Source organism: Nocardia alni (genome assembly GCF_019038435.1).
Taxonomy (GTDB): domain Bacteria; phylum Actinomycetota; class Actinomycetes; order Mycobacteriales; family Mycobacteriaceae; genus Nocardia; species Nocardia alni.
Genome location: NZ_JAGPOX010000204.1, coordinates 1 through 13,770, shown reverse-complemented (window position 1 = coordinate 13,770; position 13,770 = coordinate 1). Strand labels below are relative to the sequence as shown.

At 67.3% G+C, this 13,770-nt stretch carries 13 protein-coding genes; 8 read left to right on the top strand and 5 right to left on the bottom strand.

The window, feature by feature from the left end:
• Positions 1 to 622: LysR substrate-binding domain-containing protein (locus JZ791_RS40785; RefSeq protein WP_254207222.1), on the top strand; the 622-nt coding region annotated here is incomplete at its 5' end.
• 84 nt (positions 623 to 706) lie between these two features.
• Here JZ791_RS40785 and JZ791_RS40780 read toward each other — a convergent pair.
• On the bottom strand, positions 707 to 991 hold the full coding sequence (locus tag JZ791_RS40780) for a DUF2631 domain-containing protein (RefSeq protein ID WP_216902777.1): 285 nt from the start codon (positions 989 to 991) through the stop codon (positions 707 to 709).
• A gap of 168 nt (positions 992 to 1,159) precedes the next feature.
• Between JZ791_RS40780 and dxr the strand changes: the two genes are divergently transcribed.
• The 3 genes from dxr (at position 1,160) to cynS (ending at position 4,117) form a co-directional block, all read left to right on the top strand.
• Positions 1,160 to 2,314: a 1-deoxy-D-xylulose-5-phosphate reductoisomerase gene (dxr, locus tag JZ791_RS40775; RefSeq protein ID WP_216902775.1), complete on the top strand. Its 1,155-nt coding sequence runs from the start codon at positions 1,160 to 1,162 to the stop codon at positions 2,312 to 2,314.
• 27 nt (positions 2,315 to 2,341) lie between these two features.
• Positions 2,342 to 3,559 carry a M50 family metallopeptidase gene (locus JZ791_RS40770; protein ID WP_216902773.1) on the top strand — a complete coding sequence of 406 codons (1,218 nt, stop codon included), beginning with the start codon at positions 2,342 to 2,344 and terminating at the stop codon, positions 3,557 to 3,559.
• A 114-nt stretch (positions 3,560 to 3,673) separates the two neighbouring features.
• Positions 3,674 to 4,117 (top strand): cyanase, encoded by a 444-nt coding sequence (cynS, locus tag JZ791_RS40765; RefSeq protein WP_216902771.1) that lies wholly within the window; start codon positions 3,674 to 3,676, stop codon positions 4,115 to 4,117.
• A gap of 12 nt (positions 4,118 to 4,129) precedes the next feature.
• Here the strand turns inward: cynS and JZ791_RS40760 are convergent, their stop codons facing one another.
• Positions 4,130 to 6,175: a M3 family metallopeptidase gene (locus tag JZ791_RS40760; protein ID WP_216902769.1), complete on the bottom strand. Its 2,046-nt coding sequence runs from the start codon at positions 6,173 to 6,175 to the stop codon at positions 4,130 to 4,132.
• 287 nt (positions 6,176 to 6,462) lie between these two features.
• Positions 6,463 to 7,137 (bottom strand): endonuclease V, encoded by a 675-nt coding sequence (locus JZ791_RS40755; protein WP_216902767.1) that lies wholly within the window; start codon positions 7,135 to 7,137, stop codon positions 6,463 to 6,465.
• 381 nt (positions 7,138 to 7,518) lie between these two features.
• Between JZ791_RS40755 and JZ791_RS46735 the strand changes: the two genes are divergently transcribed.
• Positions 7,519 to 8,718 carry a cytochrome P450 gene (locus tag JZ791_RS46735; RefSeq protein WP_216902765.1) on the top strand — a complete coding sequence of 400 codons (1,200 nt, stop codon included), beginning with the start codon at positions 7,519 to 7,521 and terminating at the stop codon, positions 8,716 to 8,718.
• A 120-nt stretch (positions 8,719 to 8,838) separates the two neighbouring features.
• The gene (locus JZ791_RS40745; protein WP_216902763.1) at positions 8,839 to 9,234 is read left to right on the top strand and encodes a hypothetical protein; all 396 of its coding nucleotides are present in this window, start codon (positions 8,839 to 8,841) and stop codon (positions 9,232 to 9,234) included.
• Here JZ791_RS40745 and JZ791_RS40740 read toward each other — a convergent pair whose 3' ends face one another.
• On the bottom strand, positions 9,235 to 10,563 hold the full coding sequence (locus tag JZ791_RS40740) for an MFS transporter (RefSeq protein WP_216902761.1): 1,329 nt from the start codon (positions 10,561 to 10,563) through the stop codon (positions 9,235 to 9,237).
• Between the two features lie 286 nt (positions 10,564 to 10,849).
• On the opposite strand from JZ791_RS40740, the gene JZ791_RS40735 reads away from it, so the two are divergent.
• Positions 10,850 to 12,085 (top strand): MFS transporter, encoded by a 1,236-nt coding sequence (locus JZ791_RS40735; protein ID WP_216902759.1) that lies wholly within the window; start codon positions 10,850 to 10,852, stop codon positions 12,083 to 12,085.
• A 242-nt stretch (positions 12,086 to 12,327) separates the two neighbouring features.
• Positions 12,328 to 13,533 carry a hypothetical protein gene (locus JZ791_RS40730; RefSeq protein ID WP_216902757.1) on the top strand — a complete coding sequence of 402 codons (1,206 nt, stop codon included), beginning with the start codon at positions 12,328 to 12,330 and terminating at the stop codon, positions 13,531 to 13,533.
• 4 nt (positions 13,534 to 13,537) lie between these two features.
• On the opposite strand, the gene JZ791_RS40725 is transcribed toward JZ791_RS40730, so the two are convergent.
• Positions 13,538 to 13,770, bottom strand: a 233-nt coding sequence (locus tag JZ791_RS40725; protein WP_216902755.1) for a hypothetical protein, incomplete at its 5' end; no start/stop codon positions are given.

Genomic DNA, 13,770 nt, shown 5'->3' with positions numbered 1-13,770 from the left:
GGTCGATATGTGTTTCGTGCGGCTGCCGATCGACCGGGAGGGGCGGCACGCGATTCCGCTGTACCAGGAGCGGCCCGTGGTCGTGGTGCCCAAGGAGCATCCGATCGAGGCGTTCGAGCAGGTCAGCGTCGCTGATCTCGTCGACGAGCGGATGCAGGACGCCGACGATCTGGACGGCTTGGCCGAAACGCTCGAGCTGGTCGCCGCGGTGGGCGGGGCGGCGATCATGCCGCATTCGCTCGCCCGGCTGCATCATCGCCGCGACCTGGTCTACCGCGAGGTGACCGATCTGCCGGCCACCGAGATCGCCTTGGCCTGGCCGGTGGACTCCGAGCACGCCGCCATCGAGGACTTCATCGGCGTCGTCCGGGGCCGCACCGCGGCGAGTACCCGGGGCCGGCACTCGGAAGGGGATGCGACCCAGGACGATTCGACGGGGCGCAAGACCAAGGCGGCTGGTAACGGGGCGGGCAGTGGCCGGGGAGGTAATGCCGAGAGTTCTGGGAGCAAGGGGGGCTCCGGCAAGAACCCGGGTAGCAAGACCGGGACGGTGAAAGCCGGGGGCTCCGCCGCGAGAAAATCGTCCGGCCGGGCGAAGGGACAGCGTCGCGGGAGCCGGTGAATCCGCAGCGGGCGGCTGCCCGCTCGGTGGCACACAGCAAAAACCGCCCGGTGAGACTCATCGGGCGGTTCGGCGTGCTCGAAACTACCGGGGCTTGTTCTTCAGGATCGAGTCGCGGATCAGGACCGCGGCCAAGCCGATCGCGGCCAGGACGCAGAAGATGTAACCGATGTTGCCCGAGCCCGAGCCGCTGCCCTGCTGGTTCTCGAACAGGTAGGACAGCAGGATGACAACGACGACCCAACCGGCCACCTTGAAGGCGCGCCGGGACTCGCCGCTCCAGCCGAAGGCGGCGGACGGAACCTCGGCAGGGTCGACCTTGGTGACGACACCGCTGCTCTTGGCGGGTTCCATTTCCGTGGCGGCCACGTTCGCTCCCATCGGTTTACGGGTGAGGTGTTAACCCCAATGGTGGCATACGACCGCCCGTCGTAGCCAGCGGGGTGAACAGTGTCGTCGCCGTCGTGCCCGGACGGCGTCCGTGAGACGGCTACCGCACGGGCCTGGTCGGGTATCGCACTCGACGGGCGAGGTCCGATGGATACTGAGAGGGTGTCCGACATCGTGCGAGTCCTCCTCCTGGGTAGTACCGGTTCCATTGGCACGCAGGCGCTGGAGGTGATCGCGGAGAATCCGGATCGTTTCCAGGTCGTCGGACTGGCCGCGCGCGGCGGCAATACCGATCTGCTGGCCCAGCAGATCCGGCAGACCGGTGTCACCGAGGTCGCCGTTTCCGATCCGGCCGCGGCCGCGAAACTCGATGTGCCTCTTGCCGGTCCGCAGGCGGCGACCGAACTCGTGCGCCGCGTCGAGGCCGACGTCGTGCTCAACGCCCTGGTCGGCTCGCTCGGCTTGGAACCCACCCTGGCCACCCTCGAATCCGGCCGCCGCCTGGCCCTGGCGAACAAGGAATCCCTCGTCGCGGGCGGCTCGCTGGTGACGCGCGCGGCCAAACCGGGGCAGATCGTCCCGGTCGACTCGGAGCATTCGGCGATGGCGCAGTGCCTGCGCGGCGGCAGCGCGGCGGAGGTGGACCGTTTCGTCCTGACCGCCTCGGGCGGCCCGTTCCGGGGCTGGACCGCCGAGATGCTCGAATCGGTGAACCCGTCCGAGGCCAAGGCCCACCCCACCTGGTCGATGGGGCTGATGAACACCCTGAACTCGGCGACGTTGGTGAACAAGGGCCTCGAGCTGATCGAGGCGCACATGCTGTTCGGCATCCCCTACGACCGCATCGACGTGAGCGTGCACCCGCAGTCGATCGTGCATTCCATGGTCACCTTCGCCGACGGATCCACGATCGCCCAGGCCAGCCCGCCCGATATGAAACTGCCGATCGCGCTGGCCCTGGGCTGGCCCGACCGGGTGCCCGGCGTGCTTGCCCCGCTGGACTTCGGTAGAGCGTTCACCTGGGAATTCGAACCGGTCGATACGGAGGTGTTCCCGGCGGTCGAACTGGCTCGCCGGGCCGGTCAGGCCGGTGGTTGTGTGACGGCGACCTACAACGCGGCGAACGAGATCGCGGTCCAGGCGTTCCTCGACGGACGGATCGGGTTCCCGGGTATCGTGCGCACGGTGGCGGCCGTGGTCGAGTCGGCCGATCAGTGGCGCGCCGAACCCAGTACCTTGGAGGAAGTGCTCGCCGCGGATGCGTGGGCGCGAGAGCGTGCGCGCACGCTGGTTGGCAACTGACTTTCAGCGAAAGGGTTCGGATACCGCATGGGGTTCGCGATCGGGTTCGTGCTGTTCGCCCTCGGTATCACCGCATCGGTGGCATTACACGAATGCGGGCATATGTGGGCCGCTCAAGCCACCGGTATGAAGGTGCGCCGGTATTTCATCGGCTTCGGCCCGAAGGTCTTCTCCTTCCAGCGCGGCGAGACCGAATACGGGCTCAAGGCGCTGCCGCTGGGCGGCTTCTGCGATATCGCCGGGATGACCGCGCTGGACGAGATCGATCCGGCGGATCTCGACCGTGCCATGTACCGGCAGAAAACATGGAAACGCCTGGTCGTGATGTTCGGCGGCATCGCGATGAACTTCGTGCTCGGCTTCCTGCTGATCGTGATCCTGGCCATCGGGTGGGGTCTGCCGCGGCTGGACTCGCCGCCGGGTAACCAGATCGCGGTCGCCTGTGTCGGAGCGGGAAACTCCGACGGGACCCAGCAGAAGTGCACGGGCGAGGGTCCCGCGCAGAAGGCGGGCATGCGCCGCGGCGACCGGATCGTGGCGGTCGACGGCGTGGCGGTGAAGAACATCGACCAGATCGCGTCCAACACCAAGAACCAGACCGGACCGATCGACTACACCGTCGAGCGTGACGGCAAGACCCTGCACATCACGGTCGATCCGATCCAGGTGCGCACGTACCCGATCGATCCGCAGACCAACAAGCCCGCGACGTCTCCGGTAATGAGCAGCAAGATCGGCGTCAGCCAGGACTACTACGACGTGCGCCACTACAACGTGCTGACCGCGATCCCGGCCTCGGTCGGGTTCACCGGAGACATGTTCGGCAAGACCTTCGAATCGCTGGCCCAGATGCCCACCAAGGTGGTGAACCTGTGGCACGCGGTCACCGGCGGCGTGCGCGATCCGAATACACCGGTCAGTGTGTACGGCGCGAGCAAGATCGGCGGCGAGACCGTCGAGCACGGCCTGTGGAACGTGTTCATCCTGGTGCTGGCCAGCCTGAACTTCTTCCTCGGAGCATTCAACCTGCTGCCGCTGCTGCCGCTGGACGGCGGGCATATCGCGGTCGTGCTGTACGAGAAGGTGCGCAACATGCTGCGTTCGCGCCGCGGGCTCGGGGTGGGTGGCCCGGTCGACTATATGAAACTGCTCCCGGCCACCTATGTCGTTGTGGTGATCGGCGGCGCGTACATGGTCCTCGTACTCGTCGCGGACATCGTGAACCCGATCAAGCTGTTCAACTGAACCGTCGCACTCGTCATTCCGGCGTGAAAGCACGCCGTTGCGCTCGGTAGTTGACGCGGGCGTAATTCGCCGCGCGTACCGTCGCTGTCGCGGCACGGCGAGAGGTGGATGATCATGACGAAGAAGGCGGCGGCCGATGCCGTCCTGGCGGCCAAGCAGCGGCTCGGCATCACCTGGGCGCATCTGGCCGAGGCGATCGGGCGGCCACCGGCGTGGACGGTCGCGGCCCTGCTCGGGCAGCATCCCGTTCCGGCCGAGGCGGCGAAAACCATTGCGGCGCTACTGGAACTCGACGCCGAGGCGGAGTTCGCCCTGCGGGCCCAGCCGACCCGCGGCGCGCTCGACTCCCCGGTGCCCACCGATCCGACGATCTACCGTTTCTACGAGGTGCTGCAGGTCTACGGTCCGGCCATCAAAGAGTTGATCCACGAGGAGTTCGGCGACGGGATTATGAGTGCGATCAACTTCCGGCTGGATGTGCGCCGTGAGGCCGACCCGGCGGGCGACCGGGTGGTGGTCACGTTGGACGGGAAATTCCTTCCGTACCAGTGGGATTAGGCGCGGGCGGGCTCAGCGGACCAATCCGCGCCGGATCAGCAGCGGCTCGATCTCGGGTGCGCGGCCCCGGAAGGCTTCGAATGCCTCGAGCGGGTCCACGGACCCGCCCCGGGACAGCAGCTCGCGCCGGAACGTCCGGCCCTTGTCACGAATCGTCGCGGCGCCGTCGGTGAACCACTCGACGGTGTCCGCGTCCAGTACCTCACTCCAGATGTAGGAGTAGTAACCCGCCGCGTAACCGCCGGAGAAGATGTGCTGGAAGTAGCCGGTGCGGTAGCGCGGCGGAATGGCCTCTACAGCCACGCCCGCCTTCCGCAACGCCTCCTGCTCGAAGGTCGCGGCGTCCACACCATCGAGCGCCGCCGCGTCGGGTACCCGGTGCCATGCCCAATCCAGCAGTGCCGCACCGAGATACTCGGTGGTCCGGAAACCCTCGCCGAATCGCTGGGCCGCGGCCATTCGCTCGACCAGTTCGGCGGGCATGGGCTCACCGGTCTCGATATGCCTGGCGTAGTTGGCCAGAACCTCCGGCCGGGTCATCCACATCTCGTTCACCTGCGACGGGAATTCCACGAAGTCCCGCGGCACCGCGGTCCCGGCGAAATAGGGGTACCGCACATCCGAGAACAATCCGTGCAGCGCGTGCCCGAACTCATGGAACACGGTCCGGACGTTGTCCCAGCTGAGCAGCGCCGGTTCACCGGCCGGGGGTTTCACGATGTTGAGGTTGTTGACCACCACCGGCCGCGTCTCCAGTAGCCGCGACTGGCTGACCAGCGCGTTCATCCAGGCGCCGCCGCGTTTGGACGGCCGGGCGAAATAGTCGCCGAGAAACAGTCCCAGCGCGGCGCCGTCCGCGTCGAACACCTCGAAGATCCGTACTTCGGGGTGGTAACCGACCAGATCCGCGCGTTCGCGAACGGTGATCCCGTACGCCTGCTCGGCGGCGAAGAACACGCCGTCCCGCAGCACCCGCTCGAGCTCGAAGTAGGGTCGCAGCGCCTCGGCGTCGACCGAGAACCGTTCGGCCCGAATCCTTTCCGACCAGAATTGCCAGTCCCAGGAGCGTAGTTCGTGCCCGTCGGCGTCGGGCGAGCCCGCGCGCATCGCCGCCGTCAACTCGGCCGCCTCACGCTGTGCGTTGGCCACCGCGGGCTCCACCAGCCGCCCGAGCATCTCCTCGACCGCGTCGGTGGTCTTCGCGGTCTGATCCTCTACCACGTACGCCGCATGGTCCGGGTACCCGAGCAGCGTCGCGCGCTCGGCGCGCAGTGCGGCGATCCGGATGGCGAGCTCGCTGTTGCGGCCCAGCCCGCGTCCCAGGGATGCCGTCATCACCCGATGTCGCACATCTCGGTCGGCGAGTCCGGCAAGGACGGGCTGGTTCGAGACGTTCTGCAAGCTCAGCGCCCATGCCTCCGCGTGCCCCAGCGACCGCGCGTTCTCGGCCGCGGCGGCCACCGCTGCCGGGCCGAGGCCGGCCAATTCCTGCGCCTTGTCCACGACGACGGCCGCCGCGTTCATGTCGGCGAGTGCGTTGTGCTTGAATTCGGTTGCCGCCGTGGCTAGTTCGGTGTTGAGTTCCCGCAACCGCGTCTGCCCCGTGGCGTCCAGGCGGGCGCCGGACCGAACGAACTGGGTGTGGTATCGCTCCAGCAGCCGCAATTGCTCGGCATCCAGCTCCAAGTCCGCGCGGCGCCGATACAGCGATTCGATCCGGTCGAACAGGTCACGATCGAGGTGAATCGCGTCCCGATGCGCGGCCAGCCGCGGCGAAATCTGCGCGTCGATCGCGTCGATTCCGGCACTGGAGTCGGACGCGGCGACGGTGAAGAAGGCATTCGACACCCGGCTCAGCAGCTCACCCGAACGCTCCATCGCCACAACGGTATCGGCGAACGTGGCCTTCTCGTCGCCGGAGGTGATGGCGGCGATCTCGGCCAGCTGCTCGGCCATACCGCGCTCGAACGCGGGTAGATAGTGTGCCTCTTCGATCTCGGCGAACGGCGGTAGCTGGTACTCGAGCGTGCTGCGCTCGAAGAACGGGTTGCTGGTCATGAGCGAAACCCTATGCCGGATCGACCGTTCACTCACGATGCCATCGTCGACCGCGAGCCTGCCGGTCGATCGCGCACAAGTCGGACGCGCCCAACTCTCGCGCTATTCTCTCGTGGGCGAGGGAGCAACTCCAGCTCCCTCCTGGATCCGCAGCCCTCTCTGGATCCGCAGGTTCCACTCGGCGATACGAAGCAACTGGGCGAAGCTGTCGGTTTCGCGGGCCCATAGCGATTGACCATCGCTCTGATGGGCTGTGCGACCGGCCTCGGGAGCAGGATGCACGCGCGTCAGAGTCTGTCTCGCAACAGGGTTCGGCACAGGTGGTCGGCCTGCCGGGTGGTCTCGGGCTGGCGATACTTCGGCGCCAGGGCCAGTGCCCAGGCGCAGGCGGTGTCCAGGTCGATGCGGTGGCCGACCGAGACGTACACCGGTTTGATGCCGTCTTGCGTGCGTACCGCTCGCCCGACCACCTCGCCGTCCAGGACGATGTCGCTGCTGTCCGCGCGCCGCGGGCCGGGTTCGGAGTACTCGCCCCACACCGTCTTCGCAACACCCATTGTCGGTACCCCGGTCAGCAGCCCGAGGTGGCACGCCAGTCCGAAGCGGCGCGGATGGGCCAGGCCCTGACCGTCGCAGACCAGCAGATCCGGTGTGGCGCCCAGCTTTTCGAGCGCGGCCAGGGTGGTGGGCAGCTCGCGGAAGGCCAGCAGTCCAGGGGTGTACGGGAAGGTGGTGTTGCCGCGGGCGGTCGCGGTATCGATGGGCTCGAGTGTGGCCGCGTCCAGAACCACCACGGCCGCAACGACATTGCCGTCGTCGTCATAGGCCGAGTCGAGCCCCGCAACCGTACGGAACTCCGTCGTCCCGGGATTGGCCGGATCCACCAGTCCGCGCAGCCGTTCTTGCAGCGCCATGGCCGTTTCGGGATCGCCCGGCAGCTCCGCCGCCATCACCAACCGCATGGATCCAACCTACCCAGCTGCGTGCCGGCTTCGTCATTCCGGCGCACCCATCGCGGGATCCGCGCCCGCGTGATCGCCTCGACTGTTGTCGAAGTATGCGGATCGGCCAGGGTCTTGCCCCGTTCCGCGCGCGTATTCGGCCGGTACTCGTCGTACCTCGGGAGAACCGGCCTCCCGCTGCATTTTGTGTGTGCATTCGTTGGTTTCCGGACGCTCGAGCCCGCAGAATGCAGCGATAAGCCGGGCAACTCGCTCGCAGCAAGATCGCTTGAGCCACAACATGATCGACACGCAGGCCCCGACACGCTGGTCACGTTGACATGGCGGTTCGAGCGGAGGGACCATCGGCACAGAGCTGGTCCGAATGCGAAGGAGCATGGCGTGACCGACAGCAATCAGGCGTCAGAGCCTCATCAGCGATTCTTCGACGAACTCGACTGGTTCGACCCGCGGCACTGTGCCCACCTGGACGACGAATTGGGCTGGGCGCGCACCCACTGTCCGGTCGTGCACACCGGATTCAACGGCGGCATGTACGTCGTGACGCGATACGCCGACCTCGTGACGATGGCCGCGCATCCGGAGATCTTCTCCTCTACCGTCCCCGGGCTCACCTCGGTGCCCGTCGCGATCCCGCCGATCGACCTGGACCCGCCGTTGCACTCGGATTTCCGGGCGTTCCTGAACGGGCCGTTCTCCCGAGAGTCGCTGAAGCGCTACCGTCCGGTGATCGAGGAGTTGGCCGATGAGCTGATCGACGGATTCGTGGATGCGGGCAGTGTCGAATTCGTCGGCGAATTCGCCATTCCCTACACCGCGGGCGCCCTGGCCAAGGTGGTGCTCGAGGACGAGGACCCGCAGCGGCTGCGACGCGCGATCGAGGTGACCACCGAGGTGTCGGTGACCAATAGCCCCGAGAGCTTCGGCGCGCTGGCGGCGATGGCCGCGGAGGTGCTGGCGCACCGGGAGGTGGATCCCCGCGACGATTTCCTGTCCTCGCTGGTCACCGCGACGGTCGAGGGCGGCCGGGCCTTGAGCATGGAGGAGCGCTTGGGTGTGGTCTCGGTGCTGATGCTCGGCGGCCTGGACACCACCCGCGGTCTGCTGGCGTACATCGCGAAATTCCTGACCGAGGATCAGAATCTGGAAACCCGCCTGCGCCAACCGGATTGGGTGCGCAGCGATCTGGACGAGATCCTGCGTCTGACCTCGACGGTGAGCGTGATGGGCCGAGTCGTCATGCAGGACAACGACCTTCTCGGCGTCTCGCTGACCAAGGGTGACCGCGTCGCCGTGCACTGGCGCTCGGCCAACCGTGACGCCTCCCGTTTCGAGGATCCCGACCGTCTCGACTTCGACCGAAACCGCAATCCGCACTTGGCCTTCGGCGTCGGGATTCATCGCTGTCTCGGCCGCCACTTCGCCCGCATGCAAACCGAGATCGCCGTCGACCGGCTGCTGAACCGCCTGACGAACCTGCGCGTCGTCTCCGGCAGTCCGCAGCACCCGGCGGTCGGCATCAGTATCGGCGCACCGGAGCAACTGCATCTGGAATTCGACCGTGTCGGCAGCCCGGCCTGATATGGGCCGCTTTCGGGCGGTATGTCGGCGTAGTGGATTATGGTGATGTGGCACACAGTGCCCCGAAGTCTGTTCCGAGTGTTGTTCACCGATTCGCAGACGCAGGAGGGATGACGAGCCATGGTGACCATCGGGAAGTTCCGCCGTACCGCCCGGGTGGCGACGGTCGTGGGAGCGGCGGGAGCGGCCGCGCTGCTGGCCGCCGGACCCGCTTTCGCGGCCAACGACATCAACATCAAGGGCGTCGGCCCCAGCAATGTGGCGGTCAGCTACACCTGTGATGCCGGGTCCGGAGGTACCGCCCTCGGGGTGATGGTCGGCGCTCCACAGGCGGCCGCCCCCTCGGCTCAGGGCCGTCAGGACGGGGTGACCTGCAATGGAAGCCCCCAGGCCGCCGTGGTCGTCCTCCAGGGCGCCCCGCTGACGAAGGGCCAGCAGGTGCAGGTCCGGGTCGCGGTGGTGAATGCCGCCGGCGATGTCGTGGTCGGGCGCAACGGGCTGTTCACGCTGGGATAGTCAGGCGGTGAGCCGGTCGTCCTCGCTGATCAGCAGCGTCGCGATCACGCTCACCACCGCCGTCGCCACGAGATATGTGCACGCCAGCCAGGGCTTGCCGCCCGCCGCGCCGATCAGCGCGGCGATGATCATCGGCGTGAGCCCCGAGGCGTAGATGCCTGATACCTGGTACACGAACGACAGTCCCGTGTACCGCACCTCGGGCGGGTACAGCCCGGCATAGAGCGTGCCCTGCGCCCCGCAGAACAGCGCGTGCGCGATGCCGAACACCGCGACGATCGCCACGGTGAACAGCGCGATGTTTCGCGCCTCGAACAGCGTGAACACCGGAAATACCAGGACGCCGAAGGCGGCGATGCCGGTGGCGTAGACCCGGCGCGGCCCGAACCGGTCGGTCAACGCGCCCGACACCGGGATCAGCGCGGCCAGTACCAGCGCCGCGAGGGTGACCGCCAGCAGCACCGGAACCTGCTTGATGCCCAGATGCCCGGTGGCGAAGCTGATCGTGAACACCGCCCAGGTGTTGAAGGCCGCGCCCTCGCCCCACCGTGAGAGCAGCCCGAGCACGGTGTTGCGCCGCGTGCGCGCGTTGCGGAACAGCGCGACGACCGGTACCCGTGCGATCCGCTCGAGCCGGTCGATCTCCCGGAACGCCGGGGTCTCGTCGATCCGCAGCCGCACGATCAGGCCGATCGCGACGAGAACGACGCTGACGCCGAACGTGATTCGCCACCCGTAGTCCAGGAAGGCCTGATCGCTCAGCGTCGAACGCACCAGCGCGAACACGCCGGTACCCAGCGCCAGTCCGAGTGCGAGTCCGATCTGCGGGTAGCTGCCGAACCGCCCCACCTTGCGACGCGGGCTGTACTCGACGGCCAGCAGCACCGCACCCGCCCACTCGCCACCGAGCGCGAAGCCCTGCAGAATTCGCAAGAGCAGCAACAGAATCGGCGCGGCCACGCCGATCGCGGCGCTGGTGGGCAGCACACCCATCAGCGCGGTCGCCCCGCCCATCAGACCCATCGTCAGCGCAAGGGTGCGTTTACGCCCGATCCGGTCGCCGATATGCCCGAACACCAGCCCGCCGATGGGCCGCATCAGGAACCCGACCGCGAATGTCGCGAACGACAGCATGGTTCCGACGAACGCGCTGCTCCCGGGGAAGAACAGCTTCCCGAACACGATCCCCGCCGCGGTGGCGTAGAGGAAGAAGTCGTACCACTCGACGGTGGTCCCGATCAGACTCGCCGCGATGGCGGTCCGAGTCTCGTTGGCCTCGAGCGAGTTCCTGGTCCGTGCGGGCGCCGCTACGGATTCCAGTTGCGGCATGTAGGCCCTTCCATCAGGTGTTCGGCTCGCCCGAGTGAGAATAGAGGTTACCCGGGGCGGCGCAAAGAGTTGTGCTCATGAAGATTCAAGCAAAATGTCCGGGTGGTCACGACCAGCCGGCAGCTGAGTATCAGCATCGAGGTAGCCGGCGCTGTGTCCGGCGTCGCGGCTCGGAACACCGTGCCCTCGCGATATGCGGCGTGGACCTGGTCGATGGTGCGGTAGCGTTGCACGTTCGGCAGCGGCGGAAAAGTGTTGGCGTGTCACCGGATCGAGGAGAAGCATGATGGCTCCGACCACCACGGTTCCCGCTCGATCCGCGTATCGGTGGATCGTGCTGCTGTTGTGCTGGGCCGCTTTCACAGTGACGTCGGTCGACCGCGCGGTATGGGGGCCGGCGGCCCTGCACGCCGGGAAACAGCTCGGTGTCGCGGTCGCCGGTCTCGGCACGTTCGCCACCGCCTATTACCTCGGATACGTCATCTCCAACGCGGGCAGCGGGGTGCTCGCCGATCGGCTCGGCGCCCGCTGGGTGCTCGGCGGATCGCTGGCCCTGTCCGGTCTCGCGATGATCGGATTCGGTGCGGTGCACACCGCGCTGTTCGGCATCGCGATGCAGGCGGTGATCGGTCTGTTCGCCGGCGCCGACTACGCCGCGGGCGTCTCGCTGATCTCGCGCTGGTTCCAGGACGAGCAGCGTGGCCTGGCCATGGGTGTGTTCATGACGGCGACCTCGCTGGGCGTCGTGATCGCCAATGCCGTCGTGCCCAGCATCGTCGTCGGCGCGGGGTGGCGGGTCGCCTACCACCTGTTCGGCGGTATCTCGATCGCGGTCGGCCTGCTCTGCCTGGTGGCCCTGCCGCGCCGGGAGCGTCGCACCGCCGAGACCGCGCCGGCGCGACCGCGACTGCGGGTGCTGCTGCGCCATCGCGACCTGATGCTGCTGGGACTCGTCGGATTCGGTGCGCTGTGGGGCACCTACGGCTTCGTGACGTGGTCGAACGTCCTGATGACCAAGGGTGCGGGCATCTCGCCGGTGCGTGCGGGCGCGGTGGTCGCGGTGTTCGGCATCGCCGCTCTGATCGCCAAGCCGTTGGTCGGCGTGGCCACCGATCTGTTCGGCATCTCGTACAAGCGGGTCATCATCGTTATCCTCGCGTTCTTCGTGGTGACCCTGCTGATCTTCGGCAGCCTCCGGTCGCTGACGGCCTTCTTCGTCGTATCGCCCCTGCTGGGCGCCGCCGCATACGCCTACAGTCCGTTGACCGCCGCGATGTTCCCCCGGCTGGTCGAGCCCGGGCTGGTCGGATCCGCCGCCGGCGCCGTCAACGCCATCTGGCAGCTGGGGAGCACGATCGTGCCCGTGGTGGTCGGTGCGGTGTACGCCGGGTCCGGATCGTTCTTCGCCGCGTTCGTCGTCCTGGCGGCCGGGCCGTTGCTCGCGATTCTCGTGGCGCTGTTGCTGCGCGACTCCCGCCCGGCCGACCGGCTCACCGAGCCGGACGAGGTCGCCGCGAGCTGAGGGCCGACCCTCGGCTACCACGGAGACTCGATCGTGCCGTTGGCAATCGGACGGAATGGATCTTCGTCGTCGCGATGAGGCGGCGGGTGGCGGTGACTGTCCGGTCGATCGGGACTCGCCTGCTCACGGCAGGTTCCAATGCTCGTGTTTCGAGCGACAGCAGACCGTCTGCGCTGCTAGGTTCATCCCGGGTGCCGAATCGGTCATCACAGTCCGCTGATCGCGTTGATGGAGGTTCCTCTGTGCGCCGTCTCGTCGTGTTACTGATCACCGCGCTGATGGCACTCGGGGCAGGCGCCCTCACCGGGCCGGTGCACGCCGCGCCGAACGCCCCGGCGCGCGCCCTGCTGTATCCGGGCAGCAGCTTCTATCCGAGGCTGATTCGCCTGCAGCACAGCGATGATGCGAACGGGACGATCGTCGCCAGCGTCAACACCCTAGAGCAGACCGGCGCCATCCTGGCCAGCACCGACGGCGGCAAGACCTTTCAGCCGCGCGCGACCATCGTCGATCCGGTCACCGCGAATCCCGGCGCCCGCCAACTGTGCTGTTCCAGCCTGATGGAACTGCCGCTGGCGGTCGGCACCCTGCCGGAGGGCACGCTGTTGTGGGCCGACACAACGTATTTCGACATTCTGAGCGTGATCCGGCATGTGGAGCAACGGCTCTGGGCCAGCACCGATCATGGGTACCACTGGCGCTATGTGTCCAGCATCGAATCCGCCGACACGTTCTACAGTCTCGCCGACTGGGGGCCGCGCCTGCCCGCGGCCTGGGAGCCGAGTCTGTCGGTGGCCGGCGATGGGGAACTGGTGGCCTTCTACTCGGATGAGACGGACAGTCTCGCGCACAGTCAGAAACTGGTCCAGCTCCGCTCGCCCGACGCCGTGCACTGGGTGGACAAGGCGGACACCGTGGTCAGCGACGTCGCCCAGGTACGTCCCGGCATGGCCAACGCCATTCAGTTGCCCGACGGCTCGTATTTCATGACCTACGAGATCTGCAACACCGACATGATCCACCCCTGTCCGATCTATTTCCGCCGCTCCGCCGACGGCTGGAATTACGGCGATCCGCGCTTCCTCGGCACCATGGTCCGCACGGCCGCCGGGGACGGGTACACCGAGCACACGCCCTATCCGGTCTGGAGTCCCGGCCCTGGACCGCACGGCACCATCCTGCTGTCGGGTCAGATGCAGTCGAATATCGCCGGCCGGCACACCCTGGACTCGGGACGTAGCGTGCTCGGCAACGACGATATGGGCAGGGGCCTCTGGTACGAGATCCCTGCCCCGATCCCGATCTCGGGAGTCGTCGACGCACCCTGCAAGAACTACAGTTCCCCGCTGTTGCCGTCCCCCAGCGGAACCTCGGTGCTGGAGGCCGCGACCGATCTCGACCACGGCGTCTGCCGCTCCTATTTCGCGACGGGTCCGCTGGTTCGGTGAGCGGCTAGGTATCGAGCCAGGCTTCGATCTCATCGAGAGTATCCGCGCTGTAGAGAGGTTCGTTGTCCTCGGCGTCGAGTAGTCGCCAGCGGTAGGGAATCGGGTAGTCGTGGACGAGGCGGTAGCCGAGGTGCGCGGCGCGGGTGAGGGCGGCTCGGATTCTGTCCAGCGCTTCGTCGGGAGGTGGTGTGCGGGAGGAGGAGTGGATGCTCATGGGTTCCTTCCCGGGTGTGGGCG

Excerpts from the sequence above, each read along its gene's own strand:
- dxr (WP_216902775.1), top strand. The coding sequence starts at position 1,160 with ATGGATACTGAGAGGGTGTCCGACATCGTGCGAGTCCTCCTCCTGGGT.
- JZ791_RS40770 (WP_216902773.1), top strand. The coding sequence starts at position 2,342 with ATGGGGTTCGCGATCGGGTTCGTGCTGTTCGCCCTCGGTATCACCGCA.
- cynS (WP_216902771.1), top strand. The coding sequence starts at position 3,674 with ATGACGAAGAAGGCGGCGGCCGATGCCGTCCTGGCGGCCAAGCAGCGG.
- JZ791_RS40760 (WP_216902769.1), bottom strand. The coding sequence starts at position 6,175 with ATGACCAGCAACCCGTTCTTCGAGCGCAGCACGCTCGAGTACCAGCTA.
- JZ791_RS40755 (WP_216902767.1), bottom strand. The coding sequence starts at position 7,137 with ATGCGGTTGGTGATGGCGGCGGAGCTGCCGGGCGATCCCGAAACGGCC.
- JZ791_RS40745 (WP_216902763.1), top strand. The coding sequence starts at position 8,839 with ATGGTGACCATCGGGAAGTTCCGCCGTACCGCCCGGGTGGCGACGGTC.
- JZ791_RS40740 (WP_216902761.1), bottom strand. The coding sequence starts at position 10,563 with ATGCCGCAACTGGAATCCGTAGCGGCGCCCGCACGGACCAGGAACTCG.
- JZ791_RS40735 (WP_216902759.1), top strand. The coding sequence starts at position 10,850 with ATGGCTCCGACCACCACGGTTCCCGCTCGATCCGCGTATCGGTGGATC.